This window comes from Nocardioides nitrophenolicus, assembly GCF_016907515.1.
Lineage (GTDB): Bacteria > Actinomycetota > Actinomycetes > Propionibacteriales > Nocardioidaceae > Nocardioides > Nocardioides nitrophenolicus.
The window spans coordinates 4,414,822-4,439,512 of the sequence record NZ_JAFBBY010000001.1 but is presented as its reverse complement, the minus strand read 5'-3'; the positions used below and the strand labels follow the sequence as shown (position 1 = coordinate 4,439,512).

Genomic DNA, 24,691 nt, shown 5'->3' with positions numbered 1-24,691 from the left:
TCCTTCGAGTGGATGCATGGCTCAGACGGCCGCCGTCTCGGTACGCCGGGTCGCGGCTCGGTGCGCCAGCTCCTGGCGCACCAGCGGCAGCAGGTCGCGGCCGTAGTCGATCGCGTCCTGGAGCGGGTCGTAGCCACGGATGAGCACGGTGTCGACGCCGATCTCGACGTAGTCGAGGATCGCGGCGGCGACCGTCTCGGGCGAGCCGACCAGGGCGGTGGAGTTGCCGCCACCACCGACGGCCTTCGTGGTCGGCGTCCACAGGCAGCGGTCGTGCAGCTCGCCCTTCTCGGCGACGGCCAGCAGCCGCTGCGAGCCGGCGTTCTCGGGGGCGCGGCCCTGCGGGTGCATCTGCCCGACCTTCTGCTTGAACTGCGCGCCGACGACGCCGTTGATGGTGTCGAGGATGCCGTGCGCCCGCTCCCAGGCCGCCTCGTCGGTCGCGCCGAGGATCGGCCGGAAGGACACCGAGATCCGCGGCCGCTGCGCCCGGCCGGCCTCCGCGGCCCGCGCCGCGACGGTCGCGATCTGCTCGCCGGTCTCCTTCAGCGGCTCGCCCCAGAGCATGTAGGTGTCCGCGCGCCTCGCGCCGACGACGTACGCCGCCGGCGAGCTGCCGCCGAAGAACAGCTCCAGGTGCCGGTCCTGGTAGGGGAAGACCTGCGGGGTGGCGCCCTCGAAGCGGTAGTAGCGGCCCTCGAAGTCGTGCGGGCCCCGGGAGTCCCAGGCGGTGCGCAGGATCTGCAGGTACTCGTCGGTGCGGTCGTACCGCTCGTCGTGGGGCAGGTAGTCGCCCTCGCGACGCTGCTCGGCGTCGGTGCTGCCGGTGACGATGTTGAGCGCCACCCGCCCCTTGCTGAACTGGTCGAGCGTGGTGAAGGTGCGCGCGGCCAGGGTCGGGTGCACGACGCCGGGGCGGTGCGCGACGAGGAGGCCGAGCCGCTCGGTGTGGGCGGCGGCGTACGCCGCGACCTGGGTCCCCTCGGCCCAACCCGAGCCGTAGCCGATCAGCACCCGGTCGAAGCCACCGTCCTCGTGGGCCTTCGCGAACCGAGCCGTGTAGTCGGGGTCGACGACGGCGGCGTTCCCGGGGCGGATCTCCGAGGCGTCGGCGGTGCCGATCATGCCCAGGATCTCGACCTCGTCGTACGGGGATGCGTGGCTCATGCTGACTCCTTCTGGGGGTGGGGTGGATCGAGGCGCTCGCGCCAGACGACGGCCTCGTGGCAGGCGCTCTGCCGCTGGGGAGCGTGCGGGAGCGGGGCCGACGGCGGCTGCTCGGCGCAGGCGTCGTGGGCGAACGGGCAGCGGTGCGCGAAGACGCAGCCCAGGTCGGCCGGCCAGGCCGGGCGCCCCGGGTCGGGACGCAGCCGGTCCGGGTCGAGGCGGTCCTCGTGGCCGAGCGCGATGCTGGGCGCCGAGGCGGTGAGCAGCGCGGTGTAGGGATGGGCCGGGTCCTCGAGCACCGCGCGGATCGGTCCCTGCTCGACGATCCGGCCGCGGTAGAACACCGCGACCCGGTCGGCGATCCCGGCCAGGGAGCTGAGGTCGTGGGCGATGATCACCACCGCCAGGTCCAGCTCGGTGCGCAGCTGGTCGAGCAGGTTGAGGATCAGGTTGCGGTTGGACACGTCCAGCGCCGACACGGGCTCGTCGCAGAACAGCAGCCGGGGCCGGGTGCTGATGGCCCGGGCCAGCGAGACCCGCTGGCGCTGGCCGCCGGAGAGCTGGCGGGGCCGCCGGTCTGCGACCGCGTCCGGGTCGAGGCCGACCAGCCGCAGCGACTCCGCGACCCGCTGCTCGCGCTCGGCCCGCGACAGGGTCCCGGCGATGTCGAGCGGCTCGCGGACCAGCTCGCCCACCGTGAGGTCGGGGTCGAGCGAGCGCAGTGGGTCCTGGAAGACCAGCTGGACCTGGCCGGAGCGGCGGAAGGCGCGCCGGGCGCGGCGCCGCAGCCCGCCGATGTCCTCCCCGGCGAACTCGATCGCGCCCGCGGCGGGCGCGACCAGGCCGACCGTGGCCCGGGCCAGGGTGGTCTTGCCCGAGCCGGTCTCGCCGACGATGCCGACGATCTCGCCGGGCCGCACCTCGAGGTCGGCGTCGCGCAGCGCGGCGCCGGTGCCGAGGTGGGTGCCCTTGCGCGGCGGGGCGTAGGACACCGAGAGGCCGCGGACCCGCAGCAGCGGGGCCGGGGTCGGCGGGACCGGTGCGGCCAGCCGGACGTCCTGGGGTGCGGGGGTGGTGCGGGTCGGGCTCATGCGGGCACCGCCTCGTCGAGGATGGATCGGACGCACCGGCTGGTGCGGCCGGCGCCCAGGTCGGTGACGGGCACCGGACCCGCGGTGCACGCGGCGCTCGCGACCGGGCACCGGGGCGCGAACCGGCAGCCCGGCATCCGCTCCCCCGCGGCCGGTGGCTGGCCGGGGATCACGTCCAGCCGGCGCCGGCCCCAGTCGCCGACCGTGGCGACGCCCATCAGGGCGCGGGTGTAGGGATGCCGCGGATCGGTCAGCACCTGCGCGGTCGGTCCGCTCTCGACGATCTGGCCGCCGTACATGACCAGGATCCGCTCGCAGCTCTCGGCGACCACGGCCAGGTCGTGGGTGACGAGGAGCAGCGACAGGGCGTGGGTCTCGCGCAGCCGGCGCAGCAGCGCGAGGATCTCGGCCTGGATCACGACGTCGAGCGCGGTGGTCGCCTCGTCGGCGATGAGCAGCTCGGGCTCGCAGGAGATCGCGATCGCGATCAGCACCCGCTGGAGCATGCCGCCGGAGAGCTGGTGCGGATAGAGGTGGAACACCCCGGCCGGGTCGTGGAGACCGACCTCCGCGAAGAGCTCCACCGTGCGGTCGTGGGCCGCGCGCCGGCGCAGGCCGCGCTTGACCCGCAGCTGCTCGGCGAGCTGGTGACCGACGGTCAGCGACGGGTTGAGGTACGACGCCGGGTCCTGGAAGACCGCGCCGATCCGGACCGCGCGGACGCCGTCCCAGGTCGCGCGGCGCGCGCCGGTCAGCTCGATCGCCTCGGGGCCCTCCCCGAGCACGATCCGCCCGGCGTCGACCCGGCCGGTCGCCGGCAGCAGGCCGAGGGCGGCGCGGCAGGTCAGCGTCTTGCCGCTGCCGGACTCGCCGACCAGGCCCACGGACTCACCGCGGCCGATCTCGAAGGACACGTCCTGGACGGCGACCAGGCCGTCGCCGACGGACACCTGGAGGTCGCTGACCGTCAGGGTGCTCTCACGCGGGGACGCCATCGCGTCGCTCCTCTCGGGTCGGGGTGGGCGGGGCGAGCCGGCGGCGGCGCGGCGCGTCCGTCGCGCCGGTGGCCTCGCGGATCGCGTCGGCGAGCAGGTTGAGCGAGCCGACGGTCGCCATCATCAGCAGGGCCGGGAAGACCGGGGCCCAGGGCTGCTGGGCGAGATAGCCGAGGTCGGAGGAGAGCATCCCGCCCCAGGTCGGCGCGGGTGGCGTGACGCCGAGGCCGAGGAAGGCGAGCGAGGCGACGACCAGGAGCGCGGCGCCGGTGGCGTGCGCCGCGGTGACCGCGACGTTCGGCAGCACCTTGGCCCAGATGTGCCGGCGCAGGGTCCACCACTCGGTGGCGCCCATCAGCTCGGCGGCCTCGACGTACTGCACCTTGCGCAGGCCCAGCGCGGCCGCCCGGGTGACCCGGAAGAAGATCGGGCTGATCAGGATGCCGATCGCGATCATCGCCTGCTGCAGCCCGTTGCCGAGGGTGCCGGCCACGGCGATCGCGAACACGGTGAACGGCAGGATCACCAGGGTGTCGCTGACCCGCAAGGTGAGCCACTCCAGCCGCGGGCCGAGCCAGGCCGACGCCAGACCCGACGGCACGCCGAGCACCCCGCCGATCAGCACCGCCTCCACGGCGCCGACGACGGACAGCCGGGTGCCCTCCATCAGCCGGCTCAGCACGTCGCGGCCGACGTAGTCGGTGCCGAGCAGGTGCGTGCCGCTCGGCCCCTGGAGCACGTCGTCGGTGTACTGCTTCAGCGGGTCGTGCGGAGCGAGCGCGCCGCCGAACACGGCGAGCAGGGCCACGCCCAGCAGCACGAGCAGGGCCAGCCGGGCGCTGGGGATCCGCCAGAGCGCACGCAGCGTCCTCATCGGGCACCTCCCGCGACTCCGGCGCCGCGCCGGGCGACCGGGTTCAGCAGCACCTGGAGCAGGTTGACCACCAGGCTCGCGACCACCACGACCACCGCGGTGACGAGCAGCGTGCCGAGGACCACGGGGACGTCGCCCTTCTCCGCGGCCTGCAGCGACAGCTGGGCGACGCCCGGCAGGCCGAACAGCTTCTCGGTCATCACCGCCCCGCCGATGATGAGCGGGATGGCGAGCCCGATCACCGCGAGCGTCGGGCCGGCGGCGTTGCGCAGCACGTGGCCGAAGAGCACCCGACGGCGGCCGAAGCCGCGCATCTCCGCGCCCACGGCGTAGTTCTCGCGCAGCTCGCCGACCAGCGAGGTCCGCAGCTGGCGGGCGATCGAGGCCGCGACGTCGAGGCTCAGCGCCAGCGCCGGCAGGATCGCGAAGCGCAGCCACTCCAGCGGATCGGTCTGCACCGGCACGTAGCCGCCCGCGGGGAGCAGCTGGAGCTTCACCGAGAAGACCACGATCAGCGCCATGCCGATGACGAACGGCGGCAGCGTGCCGAGCAGCGAGCAGACCAGCGTGACCGCGCGGTCGAGCGGACCGCCGTTGCTGAGTGCCGCACCGATTCCGGCACCGCCGCCGATCAGGATCGCCAGCACCAGGGCCAGGCTGGCGATCGACAGGTCCACCGGGAGCGCGGTGCGGATGCTGTCGGCGACCGGGATCGTGGTGAACCAGGACCGGCCGAGGTCGCCGGTCACGGCGTTCCCGACCCAGCTCGCGTACTGCTCGACGAGCGGGCGGTCCAGCCCGAACTCGTGGTCGAGCCGGGCGATGTCGTCGGCGGTGGCGGTCTCGCCCAGCGCGGCGGCCGCAGGGTTGCTGTCGCTGAGGGCGCCGAGCGCGAAGGTCACGACCGAGGCCAGGAAGAGCACCGTCACGGTGACCGCCGCGACCCCGGCGAGCGAGCGCAGCGCCGGGACGGTACGCCGGCCCGCGGCGGCCGTCCTGCCGGCGCCCGCGGGGCTCGCGGTCACCGGTGCCGGGGCGACCAGGGTCATGACGTGGTCACCCCCTCGAAGCGGCGCAGGCTCGGCGACTTCGGCAGCGCCGAGACGCCCTTGCGCGCGACGATCGACGGCGCGAGGTAGAGGAAGACGTTGGGGAAGGTCGTGACCGCGATCCGGGTCGCCTCCTGCAGCAGCCCCGCGTACGCCGGGTCGTCGGTCGGCGTCTCCTTGACCTTCTTCAGCTGGGCCTCCAGCTCGGGGCTCGAGGTCCGGTCGGGGTTCATCAGGCCCTCGGCGCCGAACAGCACCTGGAACGCCTGCACCGGCGACTCGCGGCCCGCGAAGCCGTCGTACGTCAGCGCCTTGGAGCGCTCGATGTAGACCAGCTGGGTGTGCTGGGTCTGCGGGATGGTGTCGATCGTGGCGTCGATCCCGACGTCCTTGAGCTGGGCCTGGATCAGCTCGACGGCGGCCGGCGCGAAGCCGGAGGAGGTGAACACCGCGGGCACCGGGTCGGTGTAGCCGGCGTCGGCGAGCAGCTGGCGCGCCTTGTCGGGGTCGAACGCGTAGACGTCGCCGAGATCGGGGTTGAAGCCGACGTAGCCCGGCGGGAAGGGCTGGTAGTTGACGTCGCCGATGCCGAAGTTGGCGACCTTCTTGATCTTCTCGCGGTCGATGGCGTACTTGAGGGCCTCGACGACCGCCGGGTCGTCGAAGGGTGCCATGCCGGTGTGCACGTCGAGGCAGTAGACGAACATCGAGTCGAGCACCTGGACCTCGAGCCCGGCGTCCTTGGCCTGCTGGACCTGGGCGCCGCCGAGCCGGGCGACGTTGTACTGCCCGGACTGGACCGCGGCGACGACGGTCGCCGGGTCGGCCTGCGGGTAGAGGTCGAAGGCGGACACCTTGATCTCGTCGGCGGCGAAGAAGCGGTCGTTCTTCTTCAGCGAGGCGTGGTCGTTCTGGACGTACTTCGTGACCGTGAACGGCCCGGAGCCCGCCGGCTGGGTGGCGAGCGCGGCGGCGTCCTTCTCGAAGGCGGCCGGGTTGACGACCATGCCGGTCTTGCCGGCGAACAGCAGCGGGTACTGGTAGTCGACCTCGCTGAGCTCGAGCACGACGTCGCGCTCGCCCGACGCCGAGACCTTCGCGATGGTCTTCATCTGCGGGGCGATCAGGGAGCCCTGCTGGGTGCGGCCGCGCTCGATCGACGTGGCCACGGCGGTGGCGTCGAGCGGGCTGCCGTCGCTGAACGTCAGCCCGGAGCGCAGGGTGAAGGTGACCTTCGTGCCTGACTCGTCGTACTTCCAGGACTCGGCGAGCCACGGGATCGCGTTGCCCTGCTCGTCGAGCGCGGTGATCGGGTCGTAGGCCAGGGCGAGCATCTGCACGTCCGAGCCCGCCGACGAGGTGACCGGGTCCCACGTGGTCGGCAGCTGCCAGGCCCACTTGATGGTGCCGCCGGCGCCGCCGCTCCCACCGGAGCCCGTCGAGGTGCCGCCACACGCCTCCAGCGCCAGGATCAAGCCGGCGCCCAGGCTGGCGCCGAGGAAGGTCCGGCGGTTGAGGTTGGTCGACGTGCGGGTGCGGAGAGGCATCGGGGTCTCTTTCGTGGTTCTCGGGTGTGCTGCGGGGAGGGATGGTGACCGGGCGCCCGACGGGTGCGGCCGGGCGCCCGGAGCTTCTAGGGGGTGGCGGCCGCCGCGCGGGCCGCGGTGTGGCGGTTGACCGGGACGGGCAGCCCGAGATGCCCGCGCAGGGTGGTGGCGTCGTACTCGGCGCGGAAGACGCCCCGCTCCTGGAGGATCGGCACCACCTCGTCGACGAAGCGGCGGAAGTTCGAGGGGTGGTCGACGCCGACGTTGAAGCCGTCGCAGGCCCGCGCCTCCCACCACTCGACGAGCTTGTCGGCCACCGTCGCCGGCGAGCCGACGAACTCGCTCTTCCGGAAGTGCCGCGTCGCCTCGACGGTCTGCCGCAGCGTCCAGCCGTTCTCGACCGCGCGCTCGGTGACCGCCTTGGCCTGGGTGAAGAACGAGCGCCGGCCGTGCTCGAGGGTCTCGGCGGGGAAGGGCGCGTCGAGGTCGTACTGGGTGAAGTCGTGCCAGCCGAAGGGCCGGCCGAACTCGGCCAGCGCGGCGGCGAAGGTGTGGTCCCGGTCGTTGTTGACGGCCTCGATCTCGCGGGCCTCCTCGTCGGTGTCGCCGACGACGACCTTGATCCCCGGCATGATCACCAGCTCGTCGGGGTCGCGGCCGAACTTCGTCTCCGCGCGGGTCTTGAGGTCGTCGTAGAACGCCCGGCCGGCCGGGATGTCCGGGGCGTGGGTGAAGATGCCCTCCCCCACGCTGGCTCCCAGGTCCCGGCCCTGGTCGGAGTCTCCGGCCTGGAAGACGACCGGGTGCCCCTGCGGCGAGCGGACCAGGTTGAGCGGGCCGCGCACCGAGAAGTACTCGCCGCGGTGGTCGAGGACGTGCTGCTTGGCTCGGTCGAGGAAGACCCCGGTCTCGCGGTCGCGGACGAAGGCGTCGTCCTCGTAGGAGTCCCACAGCGCGCGGGCCAGCTCGACGAACTCCTGCGCCCGGCCGTAGCGGGTGTCGTAGTCGTAGTGCTCCTCGAGCCCGTAGTTGGTCGCGGTGCCGGCGTCGCCGGTGGTGACGACATTCCAGCCGGCGCGGCCGCCGCTGATCAGGTCGAGCGAGCCGAGCCGCCGGACCAGGTTGAACGGGCTGTTGAAGCTGGTCGTCGCGGTGCCGACCAGGCCGATCCGGCTGGTCTGCGTGGCGAGCGCGCTGAGCAGGGTCAGCGGCTCGAGCCGGTTGAGGTAGTGCGGCGGCGAGTACGGCGTGATGAACTGGCTGTCCACGATGAACACGAGGTCGAAGCACCCGCGCTCGGCCAGCAGGGCGATCTCGGTGAACCAGGCGATGCTCACGCTCGCGTCGCCCGGGATCTCGGGGTCCAGCCACAGCGTGTGGCTGCCCGGTCCGCCGGTGCCGTAGGGCACCGCGCCCAGGTGGATCTGCCGCTTCGAGGCCATGCTCCGGCTCGCTTCCCTCGCTCTTGCCGATGTTTGTCTACAAAATTACTTGGCTTTGGGCGAGAGATCCAACGAGGCTTCATGATCCGAACCGATCACGGCGCGTGATCGATCAGGGATTACCCTGGTTTCATGAGCAAGATTCTAGACATTGCTCCGCTGCGGAGCCTGGTCGCGGTGGCGGACTGCGGCGGCTTCCAGCGTGCCGCCGACCACCTGCACCTGAGCCAGGGTGCGGTCAGCCAGCACGTACGCCGGCTCGAGGGCGTCGTCGGCACCAAGCTCGTCGAGAAGCACGGCCGCGGGTCGCGCTTCACCGCGGGCGGCGAGCGCCTCGTCCAGCACGCCCGCCAGATCCTGGCGGCGCACGACGACACGCTGCGCTCCTTCGCCGTCGAGCAGGTCAGCGAGATCACGCTCGGCTCGACCGAGCACGCCGCCGCCCAGCTCCTCCCCGCGCTCGCGGCCGCCCTGGAGCGAGCCGACTCCGGCCACCGGTTCCGGTTCCGCATCGACCGCGGCAACCGGCTGCGCGAGGGACTCGCCGCCGGCTCGATCGACCTGGCCCTGGTCCTCAACGCCGACGACCCGGACGCGGTCGCCGTCGGCGAGCTCGACCTCGCCTGGTACGCCGCCCCCGCCTGGTCGCCGCCTCAGGCGCCCGAGCCGGTGCGCCTGGTCGCCTTCGACAGCCCGTGCAGCCTGCGCAGCCGCGCGCTCGAGACGCTGGCCGCGCACGCCGTGCCGGCGGTGATCGGCGCCGAGGCGATCCAGCTCGCCGGCGTCCAGGCGGCCGTCGGCGCCGGCCTCGGCGTGGCCCTGATGGCCACCCTCGGCCAGACGCCCGAGGGACTGGTCCGCAGGGACGACCTGCCGCTGCCCGAGCCGCTGCGGCTCTCGGTGTGCGCGCGCCCCCAGCTCGACGCCGCGGTGGTCCGGGTGGTCGCCGAGGCGATCACACCGCTCCTCGAGACCTCCGCCCGGGCGGGCGTGCGGTAGGCCTCAGATCTCGCTCTGCACCCCGGCGAGCAGCTGGCGCGCCATCACGATCCGCTGCACCTGGTTGGTGCCCTCGTAGATCTGGGTGATCTTGGCGTCGCGCATCATCCGCTCGACCGGGTAGTCGCGGGTGTAGCCGTAGCCGCCGAGGACCTGCACCGCGTTGGTGGTGACCTCCATGGCGACGTCGGAGGCGAAGCACTTGGCCGCGGCGCCGAAGAAGGTGAGATCGGCGTCGCCGCGCTCGGAGCGGCCGGCGGCGGCGTAGGTCAGCTGACGGGCGGCCTCGACCTTCATGCCCATGTCGGCGAGCAGGAACTGCAGGCCCTGGAAGTCGGCGATGGCCTTGCCGAACTGCTGACGCTCCTTGGCGTAGCCGAGCGCGTAGTCGAGGGCGCCCTGCGCCACGCCGACCGCCTGGGCGGCGATGGTGATCCGGGTGTGGTCGAGGGTCTTCATGGCGTACTCGAAGCCCTTGCCCTCCTCACCGATGATCCGGTCGCCGGGGATCCGCACGTTGTCGAAGTAGACCTCGCGGGTCGGCGAGCCCTTGATGCCGAGCTTCTTCTCGGGGGCGCCGAAGGAGACGCCCTCGTCGGACTTCTCGACCACGAACGCGGAGATGCCCTTGGTCCGCGCGTCGGGGTCGGTCGTCGCGAGCACGGTGTAGAACTCCGACTCCCCCGCGTTGGAGATCCAGCGCTTGGTGCCGTTGAGCACCCAGCCGTCACCGTCGCGCACCGCGCGGGTCTTCTGGTTGGCGGCGTCGGAGCCGGCGTCGGGCTCGGAGAGGCAGTAGGAGAAGCCGCCCGCGCCGGACGCGAGTCGGGAGAGGTACTTGGCCTTGATCTCCTCGCCACCGCCGATCATGACCGGCAGCGAGCCGAGCTTGTTGACGGCGGGGATCAGCGAGGCGGAGACGTCGGCGCGGGCGACCTCCTCGATCACGATGACCGTGGCCAGCGCGTCGGCGCCGGCGCCGCCGTACTGCTCGGGCACGTGGGGGGCATGGAAGTCGGCCGCGACCAGGGCGTCGTGCGCCTCCCGCGGGTAGCGGGCCTGCTCGTCGACCTCCGCGGCGAAGGGCGCGACCTTGGCGTCGCAGATCGCGCGCACGGCCTCGCGGATCGCCTGGTGCTCCTCGGACAGGGCGTACATCGGGTAGTCGCTCACGACGGTTCTCCTGGTCTCGTTGATACTCAGTATCGTACTAACGAGACTCCGTCCCGTCGAGTTAGGGTCGACCCGTGGCCACCACCTCCCGCGACCGCCTCGTCGCCGCTGCCTTCGAGCTCTTCGCGGGCCAGGGGTACGACGCCACCACCGTCGACGAGATCGCCGCTCGCGCCGGCGCCGGGCGGAGCACCTTCTTCCGCCACTTCCCCACCAAGGACGACGTCGTGCTCCCCGACCACGACGCCCTGCTGCGCCGGGTCGACGAGCGGCTCGCCACCGCCTCGACCGCGGGTCGCGAGGTGGCCCTGCGCGAGGCCGCCGGCATCGTCCTGGCGCACTACCTCGCCGAGGGCGAGACCGCCCGCACCCGCTACCTGCTGGCGCGCTCGGTCCCGACCATCCGGGACCGCGAGATCGCCAGCGTGCAGCGCTACGTGCGGCTCTTCGGCAAGCACGTCCACCGCTGGCTGGACGCCGAGCCCGACGGCCCGCTGCGCGCCGAGCTGGTCGCCTCGTCGGTCGTGATCGCCCACAACCACGTGCTCCGCCAGTGGCTGCGCGGCGACGTCGACGACCCCGCCACCACGCGTGCGCTCGTCGACCGGGCCCTGGACCACGCGCTCGCCGTGCTGCGCGGCCCCGCCGGCTCCGGGCCGCCGACGATCGTGATCACCGGCGCCGAGCGCGACGTCGAGCAGGTCGTGCGCGAGGTCCGCGACGCCCTCGGCCGAGGCGGACCGGCCGATCCCGGGAAGAGCTGACCCGCCCGGCGGGTTGCACCCACGTGACCACAGCCCCGCACCTCGACCCCGCGACCATCGACCGGATGCTCGACGACGCGACCACCTGGGCGATCGTCGGCCTCTCCGGCAACCCCGACCGCACGGCGTACCGGATCGCCGAGCTGCTGCAGTCCCGCGGCAAGAAGATCGTGCCGATCCACCCCTCCGCCCCGGTCGTGCTCGGGGAGCAGGGCTACGCCTCGCTCGCCGACGTGCCCTTCCCGATCGACGTGGTCGACGTCTTCCGCCGCTCAGAGGACGCCGGGCGGTTCGCCGACGAGGCGGTCGCCGTCGGCGCCGGAGGCGTGTGGTTCCAGCTCGGCGTGGTCGACCAGGCGGCGTTCGAGCGGACCCGGGCGGCCGGCGTACCGATGGTGATGGACACCTGCCCCGCCATCGAGTGGCGCAAGCGGGGTCACTGATCCCGCACGACGGAGCCCTTCGCCTCGGCGACGGCCTTCAACTCGGCCTGGAACTCGGTCATCCGCCTCTGCAGCGCCGGGTCGGTCGCCGCGAGGATCCTCACCGCGAGCAGGCCCGCGTTGCGCGCCCCACCGATCGCGACCGTCGCCACCGGCACCCCCGCCGGCATCTGCACGATCGAGAGCAGGGAGTCCATGCCGTCGAGGTACTTCAGCGGCACCGGCACCCCGATCACCGGGAGCGGCGTCACCGCCGCCAGCATCCCGGGCAGGTGGGCCGCGCCGCCCGCTCCGGCGATGATCACCGACAGCCCCCGCCCCGCCGCCTCCTGGCCGTAGGAGAGCATCTCGGCCGGCATCCGGTGCGCGGACACCACGTCGGCCTCGTAGGCGATGTCGAACTCGCGCAGCGCCTCGGCCGCCGCCTTCATTACCGGCCAGTCGGAGTCGGAGCCCATCACGATGCCCACGCGTGCAGTCATGGGCGCGAGGCTACTCATCGCGCCCCGGTGCTCCGCCATCGGTCCATTCCGGTGATCGGCGTGGATCGGATCAACCAGGTTCGTCCGATCCACGCCAATGACATCCCAACCGGTTGCGCAGCCGTGCTCTGACTACTCGCTCTCGTTCCCCAGGTCCCCCCGGAACCACGCGGCGGCATGCCGCCCCCGCTCGAGGCAGTCCTCGAGATCGTCGCCGTAGACGTTGACGTGACCGACCTTGCGACCGGGGCGCAGGTCCTTGCCATAGAGGTGCACCCGCAGCCGCGGGTCGCGGGCCAGGGCGTGCGGGTAGCCGTCGTAGAGGCGTCCGACGTCGGGGTTGTCGCCGCCGAGGATGTTGACCATGACGGTCCAGCGGGCCCGGGGCGCGGGCGACCCGAGAGGCAGGTCGAGGGCGGCGCGCAGGTGGTTCTCGAACTGGCTGGTGACCGCGCCGTCCTGGGTCCAGTGGCCGGTGTTGTGGGGGCGCATGGCGAGCTCGTTGACGTAGACGACCGGGCGACCCTCGGCGTCGGTCGTCTCGAACAGCTCGACGGCGAGGATGCCGGTGACGTCGAGCTCGCCGGCGATGCGCAGCGCGAGCTCCTGGGCGGAGGTGCCGAGCGCGGGGTCGAGGTCGGGAGCGGGGGCGATCACCTCGCGGCACACCCCGTCGACCTGCAGCGTCGCGACGACCGGGTACGCCGCCGCCTGGCCGCTGGGGGCGCGGGCGACGAGCGCGGAGAGCTCGCGGCGGAAGTCGACCAGCTCCTCGGCGAGCAGGCGGACGCCGTCGCCGGCGCGCGCGGCGGCCGCGGCGAGCGGCTCGGCCGCGTCGGCGAGGGTGCGGACCACCCAGACGCCCTTGCCGTCGTACCCGCCGCGGGAGACCTTGAGCACGCACGGCAGGCCGAAGGCCTCGACGTCGGCCTCGGAGGCGACGACCGCCCAGCGGGGCTGGGGGGCGCCGAGCCGGGCCATCGCCTCGCGCATGACGATCTTGTCCTGGGCGTGGACCAGCGCCTCGGGCCCGGGGTGGGCGGTGACGCCGTCCGCGGCGAGCGCGCGCAGGTGCTCGGTCGGGACGTGCTCATGGTCGAAGGTGACGACCGAGCAGCCCTCGGTGACGGCACGCAGCGTGGCCAGGTCGCGGTAGTCGCCGACCTGGCGGTCGGGGATCACCTGCGCGGCGGAGACGCCCTCGGCCTCGGCCAGCAGGCGGAGGGGTACGCCGAGGGCGATGGCCGGCTGGGCCATCATCCGGGCGAGCTGACCGCCGCCGATCACGGCGATCCGGGGCGCGGGTTCGGTCGTCGACACGGCCGAACCCTACGCAGTGCGCGCGTCCTATGCCGAACTGGTGGCGTCCGCGGCCAGGCCGAGCTCGAAGCGCAGCCCCTGGCCGCGGATCGTGGTGATCAGCCGCGGCTGCCGGGTGTCGTCACCCAGCTTGCGGCGTACCCACCCCAGATGGACGTCGATCGTCTTCGACGACGTCCAGAAGGTCACGCCCCAGACGTCACGCATCAGCTCCTCGCGGCTGACCACCGACCCGGCGCGCGCGATGAGCGCATGCACCAGGTCGAACTCCTTGCGCGACAACAGGATCTCGCGGTCCCCCCGCCACGTGCGCCGGGTCGACGGGTCGACCCGAACGTCCTGCACCTCGATCACATGGGCCAAGGTAAGGAGCCGGGGCCCTCCCCCGACGCGAAACGCGGAGAATTTTGCCATGACGCGGGGACTCAGGCACGCCTTACCGCAACGGGTTCGACGACGCCGAAGCCCCGCACCGGACGGGCCGGGAGCGGACGCGACTCGACCTGGTCGGCGGGCAGCAGGTCGGCGGTGGCGTGGTCGACGATGATCCGGTTGCGGCGCGCGACCTGGGTCAGCCGGGCGGCCAGGTTGACCGGCGGGCCGAAGACGTCGCCCATCCGCAGCACCACGCCGCCGGTGGCCAGGCCGACGCGTACGTCGGGCATCCGTGGGTCGCGGCCGATCACGTTGATGATCCCCTCGGCGGTGGTGAACGCGGCCATCGGGTCGTCGTTCACGTAGAGCACGGCGTCGCCCATGCTCTTGATCAGCCGGCCCTGCTCGCGCGCGATCACGTCGCCGCACCGCGCCTCGAACACCTCGACCAGCTCGCCGATCCGCTCCCGCGAGGCCTCGTTGGAGAGCGCGGTGAAGCCCACGATGTCGGCGAAGCCGACGCTCAGGTCGGTGGTGTGGGGATCGTCGTCGAGGGCGCGGACCGCCTCCATCCGCGCGATCGCGGCGGCGAGGTGGCGGCGCCACGCGTAGACCAGCAGGTCCTCGAAGTGCCCGCCCAGCCGGGCGGTCACCCAGGCGCCCGGGTCCTCGGCGTCCTCGGGCGCGGCGTCGGCGACGTGCTGCACCAGCTCGCCGACCTCCCAGTCGGCCAGCCGGGCCATGGTGATGCCGATGCCCCGGGTGACGTTGAGCGCGACCTCGGGGACGACGACCTCGTCGCCCGGGGCCGCCCCGAGGATCCGCAGCGCCGCCACGTCCGCCTCGGTGTAGGCGCGCTCGTCGCCGTGCTCGGCGAACCCGAGGGTGCGGAACAGGCGCCGGGTCAGGTCGAGCGAGAGGCCCGCCCGCTCGGCGACCTCGGCCGCGGTGAGCTGCGGCTCGTCTCCCTGGGAGGTCCGCTCGGGACCCTCGTCAGACACCTTCGTCCCGGCGAGCGGGTCCGCTGTGGAGCTCGTGGAGCAGCTCGTTGAGCTGGCGCTGGGTGGCCTCGACGTGGGGGATGTCGTTGAGGCGCACGGTGCCGAAGGTGGAGGCGTCGGAGATCAGCAGGCTGCCGCAGCCGAACGGCCGGTCGATCAGGTTGATCTCGATCGCGATGTCGCTGACCCGGGCTAGCGGGATGTCGTGCCCGCGCCGGGTGATGATCCCGTTGCGGGTGATCAGCCGACGGTCGGTGAAGGCGTGCACCGTGGTGAGCCAGTCGAGGAACGGACGCACCGAGAACCACAGGATCCCGATCGCGACGAGCACCCACACGATCAGGGTCAGCACCCGCTGGAAGCCGGTGTCGTCGAGCAGGACCTGCGCGGCGACACCGATCGCGAGGAGCACGACGAGCGCGAGGATCGGCCCGAACAGCGCCTTGGGGTGCTGACGGGTGCTGATGATCAGCCGCTCGCCGGGGTTGAGCAGCTTCTTGGAGATGGCCACGGTCAGATCATCCCATCCAGGAGGCGGTTTGGGGGCCGGCTCAGCTCGGCCGGACGTGGATGACGTCGCCGGCGCCGACCCGCTCGGTCCCGTCGGCGGTGGTCACGACGAGCCGGCCGTCGTCGTCGATGTCGGTGGCGCGGCCGAGCAGCTCCCCGCCCCCGGGCAGCTCCACCCGCACGTCGCGGCCCAGGGTCGCGCAGTGGGAGCGGTACGACGTGGCGAGGCGCGCGGTGCCCTGCTCGCCCCCGGTCTGCCACACGTCGTACCCCTCGCGGACGGCGGCGACGACCGCCAGCAGCACGGAGGTGCGGTCGGGGGCGCCGGGCCCGGCGACCGCGAGGCTGGTCGCGGTCGGGACGGGCAGCTCGTCGGCGCTCATCGCCACGTTGATGCCGACGCCGACGACGGCGGCCGGACCGGTGGGCGTCTCGACCCGCTCGACGAGGATGCCGGCCACCTTGCGGTCGCCGTCGAGGAGGACGTCATTGGGCCACTTGACCTGCGCGTCGTAGCCGAGCGCGGTGATCGCCTTCGCGACGTTGTGGCCGACGAGCAGCGGCAGCCAGGGCCAGGACGCCGGCGGCACCGTGGGGCGCAGCACCAGCGAGAAGGTGACCGCGGTGCCCGGCGGGGTCTGCCAGGTCCGGTCGAGGCGACCGCGTCCCGACGACTGGTGGTCGGCGACGACCACGAGCCCTTCGTGCGCGCCGCCGCGAGCCCGCTCGGCGGCGATCTCGTTGGTCGAGGGCGCCTCGGCGAGCAGCTCGAAGGAGAGGTCGGGGGTGAGGTCGGACGCGCCGGCGAGACGGTCGCCGTCGAGCGGTCCACGGGTGGGGGGCGGAGTGGAGCCGGAAGTCACGGGCTCTACCTTTCCGCAGCAGCCGCCCTGGCGAAACCCCGGGGTGGCTCGCCCCGGGGTTTCGCCGGACCGATCAGCCGAAGAACACCCGCAGGTCGGCGACCACGTCCAGCGGCACCTCCAGCGCCGCGAAGTGCCCGCCGCGCGGGAACTCCGACCAGTGCGCGATGTTCGCGTTGTCCCGCTCGGCGAGCGAGCGGATCGTCTGGAAGTCGTCCTTGAAGACCGCGACCCCGATCCGGCCGGTGCTCACGACCGGCTCCGCGCCGGCGTGCTGCTCCTCGTAGTGGTAGCGCGCGGCCGAGCCGTAGGTGTTGGTCAGCCAGTACAGCGTCGCCTGCGCCAGCACCTGCTCGGGCGTGACCAGGCTGGTGCCGTTGCCGAAGCTCTCGAACAGCTCGCTGTAGGCCAGCACCGCGACCGGCGAGTCGGCGAGGCCGGCGGCGACCGTCTGCGGCCGGGTGCCGTTCATCTGGTTGTAGCCGCCGACCGACTGGAACCACTGCATGTGCTCCAGCGCGGCGTACTCCTTGGGTCCGAAGCCCTCGAACTCGGCCGGGTCGCCGCTCGGGAACGAGAACAGGTGCAGCACGTGCGCGCCGCGGAAGCCCTCCGGGTTCGCGACCGCGAGCTCGCGGCCGACCATGGCACCGCCGTCGCTGCCGTGGACGCCGTACGAGTCGTAGCCGAGGCGCCGCATGAGCACGTCGTACGCCGCCGCGACCCGCTTCATGGTCCAGCCGGTGTCGACGACGGGCGTGGAGAACCCGAAGCCCGGCATCGAGGGGATGACCAGGTGGAAGGCGTCCTCGGCGCGACCGCCGTGGGCCTCGGGGTCGACGAGCGGGTCGATCATGTCGAGGAAGTCGAGCTGTGAGCCCGGGTAGGTGTGGGCCAGGAGCAGGGGCGTGGCGTCGGCGTGCTTCGAGCGGACGTGCAGGAAGTGGATCCGCTGGCCGTCCACCTCGGTGACGAAGCCGTCGTACGCGTTGAGGCGGGCCTCGACCGCGCGCCAGTCGAAGTCCTGCCAGCGCTCGACCATGGCGCGCAGGTAGGACTCCGGCGTGCCGTAGGTCCACGGGTCGCCGGGGACGGCGGGGGCGAAGCGGGTGCGGGCGAGACGACCGCGGAGGTCGTCGAGGTCGGTCTGCGGGATGTCGATGACGAAGGGCGTGATCTGGTTCATGACGCTCACGCTAGAAGCCATTGCGGAACAGTTCGTTCCTGTTTAATCAGGTCCGTGAGAAATACGGCGGGACGGGTGCTCGAGCTGCTCGGGCTGCTCCAGGCGCGGGTCGAGTGGACCGCGCCCGAGTTGGCCGCCCGGCTCGGCGTCACGGAGCGGACGGTGCGCAACGACGTCGCCCGGCTGCGCGAGCTCGGCTACCCCGTCGACGGCGTACGCGGGCGCACCGGCCACTACCGGCTCGGCGTCGGCGCCAAGCTGCCCCCGCTGCTGCTCGACGACGAGGAGGCGGTGGCGGTCGCCGTCGGGCTGCGCACCCTGACCGGAGTCGCCGGCTTCGAGGAGAGCGGCGGCCGGGCGCTGACCAAGCTCGAGCACGTGCTGCCCGACCGCCTGCGCCGCCGGGTCAACTCGTTGCGCGAGGCCACCGAGGCCGGCCCGGTCAACACCGACTCCAATGTCGAGGACCCCGAGGTCGACGCCGGCGTGCTCGCCGAGATCGCCGACGCCGTCCGCGACCACCGCGGGCTGCGCGCGTTCTACGGTGCGGACGAGGCGCGGATCGAGATCGAGCCGTACCGACTGGTGGCGTGGCAGCGGCGCTGGTTCGTGGTGGGCCGCGCCCCGGCGACGGGCGCGTGGGCGCCGTACCGCGTCGACTGGCTGACCCTGCGCATCCCCGGCGGCCGCACCTTCCGTCCCGCTCCCCTGCCGGGGGACCTCACCGAGCTGGTCGTGCGCGAGGTGGCCCGCACCGGCTGGGCCGTCCACGCCCGGCTGGTCGTCGACGCGCCCGCCGAGGAGGTCCTGGCCCGGATCAACCCTGCCGTCGGCGTCGTCGAGCCGCGCCCCGACGGGCGCTCGGTGCTGGTCACCGGCGGCGACAGCCTGGAGATCGTCGCGGTGTGGATCGGCATGCTCGGCCTGGACTTCACCGTCGAGTCCCCCGACGCGCTGGTCGAGCACCTGCGAGTGCTGGCGGACAGGTACGCCGGCGCGGTCGCCGGGTCCCCCGGCTGCCCCCCGCCCTCCCGATATCGGGGTGCCCCTGTCGGCCCCCCCTCCTAAGGTTCCGGTCATGACGCGACTCGTGGACGCCCGCACCGACCGGTTCGTCGAGGACCTCGCCGCCCTCGACCCGCTGACCGCGACCTATGCCGGGATCCCCGGCCACGACGGCGAGCTGCCCGACCTCTCCCCCGACGGCTTCGCCGCGAGCGAGGAGCTGCACCGCCGGGCGCTGGCCGAGGTCGCCGCGCTGCCGGCGGCCGACGAGCGCGAGGAAGTCGCCAAGGCGGCCTTCCTCGAACGCGTGGGGCTCACCGTCGAGCGGGCCGACGCGGGCGTCGAGCGCAGCGAGTTCTCGGTGATCTCCAGCGCGATCCACGCCGTGCGCGAGGTGTTCGACCTGATGCCGACCGACACCGCCGAGCAGTGGGACGCGATCGGGTCGCGGCTCGCCGCGGTGCCGGCCGCCCTCGCCGGCTACCGCACGACCCTGCTCGAGGAGACGGCCGCCGGTCGGGTGTCGGCCCGGCGGCAGTACGCCGAGGTCGCCGCCCAGGTGCGCGGCTGGACCGGCCAGGAGGGCGCCGCCGGCGACTACTTCGCCGGTGTCGTGGCGGCGGCCCCGGCCGAGCGGCGAGCGGCGCTGGAGACCGCGGCGGCGAGCGCGTCGGCGGCCTATGCCGAGTTCGGGCGCTTCGTCGAGACCGACCTGCTCCCCCGCGCCCGGGTCGTCGACGGAGTGGGCCGCGACCACTACACGCTGGCCTCGCGCTACTTCCTCGGCGCGAGCGTGGACCTCGAGGAGACCTATCGCTGGGGCTGGGAGGAGCTCAAGCGGATCGAGGACGACATGGCCGCCACCGCGGGCCGCATCGTCCCGGGCGGCTCGGTCGCCGACGCCGTCGCCGCCCTCGACGCCGACCCGGCCCGTGACTGCGGCAGCCGCGAGGCGTTCCAGGCCTGGATGCAGGAGCGCTCCGACGCGATCCTGGCCGACTTCGACGGCGTGCACTTCGACATCGCCGAGCCGATCCGCACCCTGCAGTGCAAGGTCGCCCCGATCAACGACGGCGGCGCCTGGTACACCCCGCCCACCGAGGACTTCTCGCGGCCCGGAACGATGTGGTTCTCCTTCACCGACGACAACGCCCGCTACTCCACCTGGCGCGAGACCACCACGGTCTTCCACGAGGGCGTGCCCGGCCACCACCTGCAGGTCGCCCAGGCGGTCCACCGTGCCGACCTGCTCAACCGTTGGCAGCGGCTGCTGTGCTGGGTCAGCGGTCACGGCGAGGGCTGGGCGCTCTACGCCGAGCGGCTGATGGACGAGCTGGGCTACTTCGCCGACCCCGGCGAGCGACTCGGCTTCCTCGACATGCAGGGCTTCCGCGCGGCCCGGGTGGTCGTCGACATCGGCGTCCACCTGGGGCTCGCCGTGCCGGTCGACAACCCGTTCGGCTGGCGCCCCGGCGAGACCTGGGACGCCGACCTGGCCTACGAGTTCATGCGGGCCCACTCGCGGATGGACGACGGGTCGCTGCGCTTCGAGGTCAACCGCTATCTCGGCTGGCCGGGCCAGGCGCCGTCCTACAAGGTGGGCGAGCGCATCTGGCTGGAGTCCCGGGCGGCCGCCCAGGCCCGCCACGGCGCCGCCTTCGACCTCAAGGCCTTCCACACCGCGGCCCTCGACCTCGGCAGCCTCGGCCTCGACCCGCTGCGGGCCGCGCTGGCTCGGCTCTGAGCTCGCAGCCGTGATCCGGCTCGACCGCGACCAGGCCCGGCGGATCGCGGTCCGGGCCCAGCTCCTCGACCGCCGCCACACCGGCTCCGTGGCCGAGGTGGTCGAGGAGCTGACCCTGCTCCAGGTCGACCCGACCGCCGCGGTGGCGCCGAGCGTCGACCTGGTGCTGTGGTCCCGGCTCGGTGACGGCTACGCGCACTCCGACCTGACCTTCGCGCTGGAGACCGAGCGCTCGCTGGCCGAGCTGTCGTCGTACGTGCGCGCGATGGACGACATCGGCCTGCTCCTCGCCGTCGGGCCCCGCGAGCTGCATCCCCGGGTCCACGAGTGGCTGGCGGCCAACCAGGCCTTCCGGGCCGACGTGCTCGCGCTGCTCGGCGCCGAGGGCGCCCGCACCGCCGCCGAGGTGCCCGACACCTGCGAGGTGCCGTGGGCCTCCAGCGGGTGGAACGACGCCAAGAACGTCAACCGCCTGCTCGAGCTGCTGACCCTGCTCGGCGACGTCGCGGTCGCCGGACGCCGCGGCAAGCTGCGGGTCTACGACCTCGCCGACCGGGTCTACCCCGGCGACCTCGACGTGCCGGCGTACGACCGGGCTCGGGCCCTCCTGGACCGTCGCGAGCTGGCCGCCCTGGGCATCGCCCGGACCGGCCCGGGTGAGGAGGCGAGCGTCGAGGGCTGCGCCGGGACCTGGCGGGTCGACCCCGACGCGCTCGCGGCGCTCGACGACGCCTTCACCGGACGATGCGCCTTCCTGTCGCCCTTCGACCGGCTGGTCTACGACCGCGACCGGGCGCTCGAGCTGTTCGACTTCGCCTACGTCCTCGAGATGTACAAGCCCGCCGCGTCCCGGCGCTGGGGCTACTTCGCGCTGCCGATCCTCTACCGCGACCGACTCGTCGGCAAGCTCGACGCCAAGGCCGACCGCAAGGCCGGGGTGCTGCGCGTGCACGCGCTCCACGAGGACCTGCCCTGGGACCCGGAGCTCGGCGATGCGGTCGACGCCGAGCTCACCGCGCTCGGCGACTGGCTGGGGATGGGGGTGGTGCGGAGTCACGCCCGTGACCGCCCGTGACGTCCTTCCGGCCCCGTCATCGGGCCGGGATTTGTGTCGGACCCTGGTGGGAGCATCCGGTCATGGATCTCGGAACCCAGCCCCGCGCGACAGCCTCGCTGCTGGCGCGTCTCGGTGACCGGGTCCGCGCCCGCGAGGCGTCGGTGGTCGAGGAGTGGGGCGACATCGCCGCCTGGGGTAGCGACCACATCATCACCGGCCCCGAGGGCGCGGCGACGATCGCCGGGGGCTTCCTCGACACCGGTGTCCCCGTCGCGGGCGACGGTGCGCCGCTGGTCAGTGAGTTCGCGCTGATGGAGCTGGTCGCCGTCCTGGGCCGCACCCCTGACGGTGGCCGGGCCTATGTCGGACGCGTCCTCGCCTGCGCGTGGCGGCTGCCCCGGGTCTACGCCGCGGTCCTGGCCGGCCGGCTGGCGCCCTGGCGCGCCGAACGCATCGCCGACCTCACCCACGCCTTGTCGGCCGAGGCGGCGGCGTTCGTGGACCGACAGCTCTACGACGCCACCGGGATCGGGTGGGCCCAGCTCGAACGCCTCGTCGCCGAAGCGACGCTCCGGTTCGACCCCGAGCGGGCCGAAGCCGACCGCAAGGTCGCTGCCGACCAGCGTCGCTTCGAAATCGGGGAGGTCGACCAGCACGGTCTGGTCCACCTCGACGCACTGCTGGATGCCGCCGACGGACACGACCTCGACCTCGCGGTCGCCCGTCGGGCTGAGGTGTTGGGCCGGCTCGGCGATGACTCCTCGTTGGACGTGCGGCGGTCCAAGGCTGCCGCCGAGCTGGCCCGCCAGGATCTGGCGCTCGACCTGCTCATCCCCGACCCCGACACCGGTGCGGTGGTCGCGACCGTCCCGGGCCGCAGAGTGGTGTTGAACGTGCACGTCACCGACACCGCCCTGGTCGGGGCCAACCCGGTCGCACGGTGGGACGAGGGTCGCTGCCCGGTCACCGCCGCTCAGGTCCGCGAGTGGCTCCAGACCCGTGACACCACGATCATCGTGCGGCCGGTCATCGACCTGGCCGACCACGTCCCGGTCGACTCCTACGAGATCCCCGACCGCCACCGCACCCAGGTCACGCTGCGCGACCCCACCTGCCGGTTCCCCCACTGCACCCGCCCCAGCACCAGATGCGACCTCGACCACCATCGCCCCCACGGTGTGGGTGGGCCGACGTGTCCGTGCAACCTGGTTCCCCTGTGTCGGCGCCACCACCGCGCCAAGACCCACTCCCGCTGGCGCTACGACACTCCCGCCCCGGCGACCTATGTGTGGACCAGCCCGGCCGGGTTCCGGTTCCGCGTGGACTACCGCGGCACCCACCCCCTGCCGCCACCCGACGAGTAGTGCCCCTGCCCCGAACCCGCAGATCCCGAGCATCTGCGGGCCTTCGGCATGCCCGGGCTCAGCGACCGTCCGCGTACTGGTCCGCGAGGTAGGTGATGGTGCTGCGAGTGCGCGGGTCAGTGATCACGATCTGCTCGCCGACGGCCGACCAGTCGACATCGAGCGCGGTGCCGGCGTCGGAGGCGAGGAAGGGGTAGCTCGCGACGAAGCGGTAGTCGGCACCGTCGTGGACGGCCGCGATCTCGAGGTAGGTCCGCTCCGAGTGGACGGGCGTGGCCGGATAGCGGCTGACGACGACGCAGTAGCCCTGAAGCCCCGAGAGCGTCGCGTCGGTGTGGCAGTCCTTCCAGAGCTCCTGTCGGCCGACGCCGTCGAGCAGCTTGAGACCGCCCCAGGCCAGGGCGAGCGCCAGCAGCACGACCGCGGCGGTGACCGCGGACGACAGCACCGCCACCTTCGTCCTCGACATGGGCGCCAGCCTGCCCCGTCAGCGCGTCGCGAACCGCTCCCAGGTGACCCCGTCGTCCACCGAGCGCCAGGCGGTCGGTTAGGCGCCGGATGCCGAGTCGACGGTGAGGAGGCGGTACAGCTATGCGCTGTCGCCGCCCTTGAAGAGCCGCCCCCGAAGGGTGGGCACCGTGCGCGGGGGTGCGTGGGCGCCAGAGGACGCACCCGTCAATACGCGCACCGCGGGCGCGCGCCTCTACCCTCATCCGCCCCACGGACCTACTGTGCGAGACCAGTCACATCCGAAAGTGTTGTTCTCGGGCCAGCGTGTCCCACTCAACGCGAAAGGCGGCACATCGATGTTGATAGGAAAGAGAGCCGCAGTCATGGCTGTCATTGCGGCCGCAATGATCATTCCTGCATTAGCCGCCGCGTCACCGAGTGCACCCAGCCCTAGGGACACACCCGCCCCACCGATACGCCACCAGCCCGCCATGCACGAGATAGTCGTCTCCGGGACCGGGAAAGATGTCACCCCGACAGCGGAAGAGCTGCAGGATCTGACGGCATACGCAAAGTCCTCCGGTCACGACTTGAACGACCTCACCGCCAGCCACCAGAACATCATGGCGATGGGTGAGCTGGTCAAGCGGCTCGAGAGCGAGCACCCGGAATCATTCCTGCGTTGGGGTCTCTCGCAGAAGGGAGAGGAAGGGGACTACTGGCTTGCAATTGCGGGTCAGCCAACCGACCAACTCCTTGAGGACCTGAAGGGACTGCCGAGTGACACAAAGCTCATCTCAGGAGCGGTCACCACGGCCGCAGAGCTCAGCGACGTTTCTGGGGCACTACTGACCAGCCTCGCGAAGCACCCGGACCTCATCAAGTCTGCGGGAACCACAGCGACCGGCAGCGCCACGACGATCGTCGTGGAATACGTCCTGACAGAAGTGGGGGCGTCCGATCGAGCGACTGTTGACCTGCATCTATCGGACGCTTTGGCCATCGCCGCCAAGAATTCGATCGATGGCCGACTTCCCGCAGAGGTGACCTTCAAAGAGTCGCAGGGCGACCCCGACCAACTCGAAAACACAGTCCAAGGAGGGCGGCCGCTTTGGCAAGGCGGCACGCCTCAATGCACGGCCGGATTCACAGCCCAACGCGGCGGCGTCCGCGGTGTGCTGACCGCCGGACACTGCCCCAACAGCCTCGTGTACAACAACAACGCCGGCATGATCAACCCCACGCCCATCACGGCAACTCCTGCCGCAAACGGGATCGTCGACATTCAGTGGCACCGCACTCTCAGCGAAAACGGGCACACGACAAACAACCAGTTCGCAGCGACTGGCGTCGGAGGAGCCGGAGACCGGGTCGCCACGGCAGCCTACAATCCTGCGCAGGGTCAGCTCATCTGCCATTGGGGAATGACCACTGAATACTCATGTGCACAGGTCGCACAGGTCAATCAGTGCAGGAACGTCGACGGGGTCACAATGTGTGGACTCGACTGGACGAATACCAGAATCTCGGCCGGCGGCGACAGCGGTGGACCCTGGTTCTACGGAAACGTTGCTCATGGAACTCATGCATCTTCGAACGTCTCGGAAAACACGAGCCGATACACTCGAATCGGTCGAGTCGAGAACAATCTCAACGCGTCCGTGCTAGTGAACTGAACAGTTCCGGACGTCGACGTGTTCGGTGGCCCTCGGTACGCGTGTAACGATCGGGGCGCCGGTCGCCGGCATCACGAATCGCGGCCCTCAAGGCTCGTGCATCCGCTCGGTTGT

Annotated in this window: 24 protein-coding genes; 8 read left to right on the top strand and 16 right to left on the bottom strand. The window is 72.3% G+C overall.

Annotated features, from left to right (window positions below; genetic code table 11):
* Window positions 1–21: 21 nt before the first annotated feature.
* The 7 genes from JOD66_RS21365 to JOD66_RS21335 form a co-directional block, all read right to left on the bottom strand.
* Entirely contained in the window at window positions 22–1,167 is a 1,146-nt protein-coding gene (locus JOD66_RS21365; protein ID WP_204838827.1) for an LLM class flavin-dependent oxidoreductase, read from the bottom strand.
* On the bottom strand, window positions 1,164–2,258 hold the full coding sequence (locus tag JOD66_RS21360) for an ABC transporter ATP-binding protein (RefSeq protein ID WP_204838826.1): 1,095 nt from the start codon (window positions 2,256–2,258) through the stop codon (window positions 1,164–1,166). The genes JOD66_RS21365 and JOD66_RS21360 overlap by 4 nt, the downstream gene beginning before the upstream one ends.
* A complete protein-coding gene (locus JOD66_RS21355; protein WP_204838824.1) occupies window positions 2,255–3,253 on the bottom strand; it encodes an ABC transporter ATP-binding protein in 999 nt (332 codons plus the stop codon). The genes JOD66_RS21360 and JOD66_RS21355 overlap by 4 nt, the downstream gene beginning before the upstream one ends.
* Window positions 3,237–4,127: an ABC transporter permease gene (locus JOD66_RS21350; protein WP_204838821.1), complete on the bottom strand. Its 891-nt coding sequence runs from the start codon at window positions 4,125–4,127 to the stop codon at window positions 3,237–3,239. The genes JOD66_RS21355 and JOD66_RS21350 overlap by 17 nt, the downstream gene beginning before the upstream one ends.
* Entirely contained in the window at window positions 4,124–5,176 is a 1,053-nt protein-coding gene (locus JOD66_RS21345) for an ABC transporter permease (protein WP_204838820.1), read from the bottom strand. Before JOD66_RS21345 ends, JOD66_RS21350 begins: the two co-directional genes overlap by 4 nt.
* Window positions 5,173–6,723 (bottom strand): ABC transporter substrate-binding protein, encoded by a 1,551-nt coding sequence (locus JOD66_RS21340; RefSeq protein ID WP_204838819.1) that lies wholly within the window; start codon window positions 6,721–6,723, stop codon window positions 5,173–5,175. The genes JOD66_RS21345 and JOD66_RS21340 overlap by 4 nt, the downstream gene beginning before the upstream one ends.
* An 86-nt stretch (window positions 6,724–6,809) precedes the next feature.
* Entirely contained in the window at window positions 6,810–8,165 is a 1,356-nt protein-coding gene (locus JOD66_RS21335; RefSeq protein WP_204838818.1) for an LLM class flavin-dependent oxidoreductase, read from the bottom strand.
* 132 nt (window positions 8,166–8,297) lie between these two features.
* On the opposite strand from JOD66_RS21335, the gene JOD66_RS21330 reads away from it, so the two are divergent.
* Window positions 8,298–9,164: a LysR family transcriptional regulator gene (locus tag JOD66_RS21330; RefSeq protein ID WP_204838817.1), complete on the top strand. Its 867-nt coding sequence runs from the start codon at window positions 8,298–8,300 to the stop codon at window positions 9,162–9,164.
* A gap of 3 nt (window positions 9,165–9,167) precedes the next feature.
* Here the strand turns inward: JOD66_RS21330 and JOD66_RS21325 are convergent, their stop codons facing one another.
* Window positions 9,168–10,322, bottom strand: a complete 1,155-nt coding sequence (locus JOD66_RS21325; protein ID WP_205126491.1) for an acyl-CoA dehydrogenase family protein — start codon at window positions 10,320–10,322, stop codon at window positions 9,168–9,170.
* An 89-nt stretch (window positions 10,323–10,411) separates the two neighbouring features.
* Between JOD66_RS21325 and JOD66_RS21320 the strand changes: the two genes are divergently transcribed.
* Window positions 10,412–11,101, top strand: a complete 690-nt coding sequence (locus JOD66_RS21320) for a TetR/AcrR family transcriptional regulator (protein WP_204838815.1) — start codon at window positions 10,412–10,414, stop codon at window positions 11,099–11,101.
* A gap of 23 nt (window positions 11,102–11,124) precedes the next feature.
* Window positions 11,125–11,544, top strand: a complete 420-nt coding sequence (locus tag JOD66_RS21315; protein ID WP_307823639.1) for a CoA-binding protein — start codon at window positions 11,125–11,127, stop codon at window positions 11,542–11,544.
* Here the strand turns inward: JOD66_RS21315 and purE are convergent.
* The 7 genes from purE to JOD66_RS21280 all read right to left on the bottom strand — a co-directional run bounded on the left by purE (window position 11,538) and on the right by JOD66_RS21280 (window position 17,281).
* Window positions 11,538–12,026: a 5-(carboxyamino)imidazole ribonucleotide mutase gene (gene purE / locus JOD66_RS21310; RefSeq protein WP_204838813.1), complete on the bottom strand. Its 489-nt coding sequence runs from the start codon at window positions 12,024–12,026 to the stop codon at window positions 11,538–11,540. The genes JOD66_RS21315 and purE overlap by 7 nt on opposite strands.
* A 132-nt stretch (window positions 12,027–12,158) precedes the next feature.
* Window positions 12,159–13,346: a 5-(carboxyamino)imidazole ribonucleotide synthase gene (locus JOD66_RS21305; protein ID WP_204838812.1), complete on the bottom strand. Its 1,188-nt coding sequence runs from the start codon at window positions 13,344–13,346 to the stop codon at window positions 12,159–12,161.
* 27 nt (window positions 13,347–13,373) lie between these two features.
* Window positions 13,374–13,700 (bottom strand): winged helix-turn-helix domain-containing protein, encoded by a 327-nt coding sequence (locus JOD66_RS21300; protein ID WP_204838811.1) that lies wholly within the window; start codon window positions 13,698–13,700, stop codon window positions 13,374–13,376.
* A 71-nt stretch (window positions 13,701–13,771) separates the two neighbouring features.
* Window positions 13,772–14,722, bottom strand: coding sequence for an adenylate/guanylate cyclase domain-containing protein (locus JOD66_RS29625; protein WP_204838810.1), 951 nt, complete (start codon window positions 14,720–14,722; stop codon window positions 13,772–13,774).
* Window positions 14,715–15,233, bottom strand: a complete 519-nt coding sequence (locus JOD66_RS21290; RefSeq protein WP_204838808.1) for a PH domain-containing protein — start codon at window positions 15,231–15,233, stop codon at window positions 14,715–14,717. Before JOD66_RS21290 ends, JOD66_RS29625 begins: the two co-directional genes overlap by 8 nt.
* A 40-nt stretch (window positions 15,234–15,273) precedes the next feature.
* The gene (locus tag JOD66_RS21285; RefSeq protein WP_204838806.1) at window positions 15,274–16,095 is read right to left on the bottom strand and encodes a biotin--[acetyl-CoA-carboxylase] ligase; all 822 of its coding nucleotides are present in this window, start codon (window positions 16,093–16,095) and stop codon (window positions 15,274–15,276) included.
* Window positions 16,096–16,168: 73 nt separating this feature from the next.
* Window positions 16,169–17,281 carry an epoxide hydrolase family protein gene (locus JOD66_RS21280; protein WP_239545371.1) on the bottom strand — a complete coding sequence of 371 codons (1,113 nt, stop codon included), beginning with the start codon at window positions 17,279–17,281 and terminating at the stop codon, window positions 16,169–16,171.
* Between the two features lie 75 nt (window positions 17,282–17,356).
* Here JOD66_RS21280 and JOD66_RS21275 point away from each other — a divergent pair, with 75 nt between their 5' ends.
* The 4 genes from JOD66_RS21275 to JOD66_RS21260 all read left to right on the top strand — a co-directional run bounded on the left by JOD66_RS21275 (window position 17,357) and on the right by JOD66_RS21260 (window position 22,451).
* On the top strand, window positions 17,357–18,349 hold the full coding sequence (locus JOD66_RS21275; protein ID WP_443678790.1) for a helix-turn-helix transcriptional regulator: 993 nt from the start codon (window positions 17,357–17,359) through the stop codon (window positions 18,347–18,349).
* Between the two features lie 10 nt (window positions 18,350–18,359).
* Window positions 18,360–20,030, top strand: coding sequence for a DUF885 domain-containing protein (locus JOD66_RS21270; protein WP_204838799.1), 1,671 nt, complete (start codon window positions 18,360–18,362; stop codon window positions 20,028–20,030).
* Between the two features lie 10 nt (window positions 20,031–20,040).
* Complete coding sequence (locus tag JOD66_RS21265) at window positions 20,041–21,105, top strand: DNA glycosylase AlkZ-like family protein (protein WP_204838798.1); 1,065 nt, start codon at window positions 20,041–20,043, stop codon at window positions 21,103–21,105.
* Between the two features lie 62 nt (window positions 21,106–21,167).
* Window positions 21,168–22,451 (top strand): HNH endonuclease signature motif containing protein, encoded by a 1,284-nt coding sequence (locus tag JOD66_RS21260; RefSeq protein ID WP_204838797.1) that lies wholly within the window; start codon window positions 21,168–21,170, stop codon window positions 22,449–22,451.
* Window positions 22,452–22,509: 58 nt separating this feature from the next.
* Here JOD66_RS21260 and JOD66_RS21255 read toward each other — a convergent pair whose 3' ends face one another.
* Window positions 22,510–22,920, bottom strand: coding sequence for a hypothetical protein (locus JOD66_RS21255; protein ID WP_204838796.1), 411 nt, complete (start codon window positions 22,918–22,920; stop codon window positions 22,510–22,512).
* A gap of 472 nt (window positions 22,921–23,392) precedes the next feature.
* Here JOD66_RS21255 and JOD66_RS21250 point away from each other — a divergent pair, with 472 nt between their 5' ends.
* Complete coding sequence (locus JOD66_RS21250; protein ID WP_204838795.1) at window positions 23,393–24,577, top strand: S1 family peptidase; 1,185 nt, start codon at window positions 23,393–23,395, stop codon at window positions 24,575–24,577.
* Window positions 24,578–24,691 lie beyond the last annotated feature (114 nt).

Bases quoted from the DNA above. Each gene is read 5' to 3' on its own strand.
- JOD66_RS21335 (WP_204838818.1), bottom strand. From the start codon at position 8,165: ATGGCCTCGAAGCGGCAGATCCACCTGGGCGCGGTGCCCTACGGCACC.
- JOD66_RS21250 (WP_204838795.1), top strand. From the start codon at position 23,393: ATGCACGAGATAGTCGTCTCCGGGACCGGGAAAGATGTCACCCCGACA.
- JOD66_RS21280 (WP_239545371.1), bottom strand. From the start codon at position 17,281: ATGAACCAGATCACGCCCTTCGTCATCGACATCCCGCAGACCGACCTC.
- JOD66_RS21255 (WP_204838796.1), bottom strand. From the start codon at position 22,920: ATGTCGAGGACGAAGGTGGCGGTGCTGTCGTCCGCGGTCACCGCCGCG.
- JOD66_RS21270 (WP_204838799.1), top strand. From the start codon at position 18,360: ATGACGCGACTCGTGGACGCCCGCACCGACCGGTTCGTCGAGGACCTC.
- JOD66_RS21360 (WP_204838826.1), bottom strand. From the start codon at position 2,258: ATGAGCCCGACCCGCACCACCCCCGCACCCCAGGACGTCCGGCTGGCC.
- JOD66_RS21340 (WP_204838819.1), bottom strand. From the start codon at position 6,723: ATGCCTCTCCGCACCCGCACGTCGACCAACCTCAACCGCCGGACCTTC.
- JOD66_RS21350 (WP_204838821.1), bottom strand. From the start codon at position 4,127: ATGAGGACGCTGCGTGCGCTCTGGCGGATCCCCAGCGCCCGGCTGGCC.
- JOD66_RS21330 (WP_204838817.1), top strand. From the start codon at position 8,298: ATGAGCAAGATTCTAGACATTGCTCCGCTGCGGAGCCTGGTCGCGGTG.
- JOD66_RS21355 (WP_204838824.1), bottom strand. From the start codon at position 3,253: ATGGCGTCCCCGCGTGAGAGCACCCTGACGGTCAGCGACCTCCAGGTG.
- JOD66_RS21325 (WP_205126491.1), bottom strand. From the start codon at position 10,322: ATGTACGCCCTGTCCGAGGAGCACCAGGCGATCCGCGAGGCCGTGCGC.
- JOD66_RS21260 (WP_204838797.1), top strand. From the start codon at position 21,168: ATGGATCTCGGAACCCAGCCCCGCGCGACAGCCTCGCTGCTGGCGCGT.
- JOD66_RS21365 (WP_204838827.1), bottom strand. From the start codon at position 1,167: ATGAGCCACGCATCCCCGTACGACGAGGTCGAGATCCTGGGCATGATC.
- purE (WP_204838813.1), bottom strand. From the start codon at position 12,026: ATGACTGCACGCGTGGGCATCGTGATGGGCTCCGACTCCGACTGGCCG.
- JOD66_RS21345 (WP_204838820.1), bottom strand. From the start codon at position 5,176: ATGACCCTGGTCGCCCCGGCACCGGTGACCGCGAGCCCCGCGGGCGCC.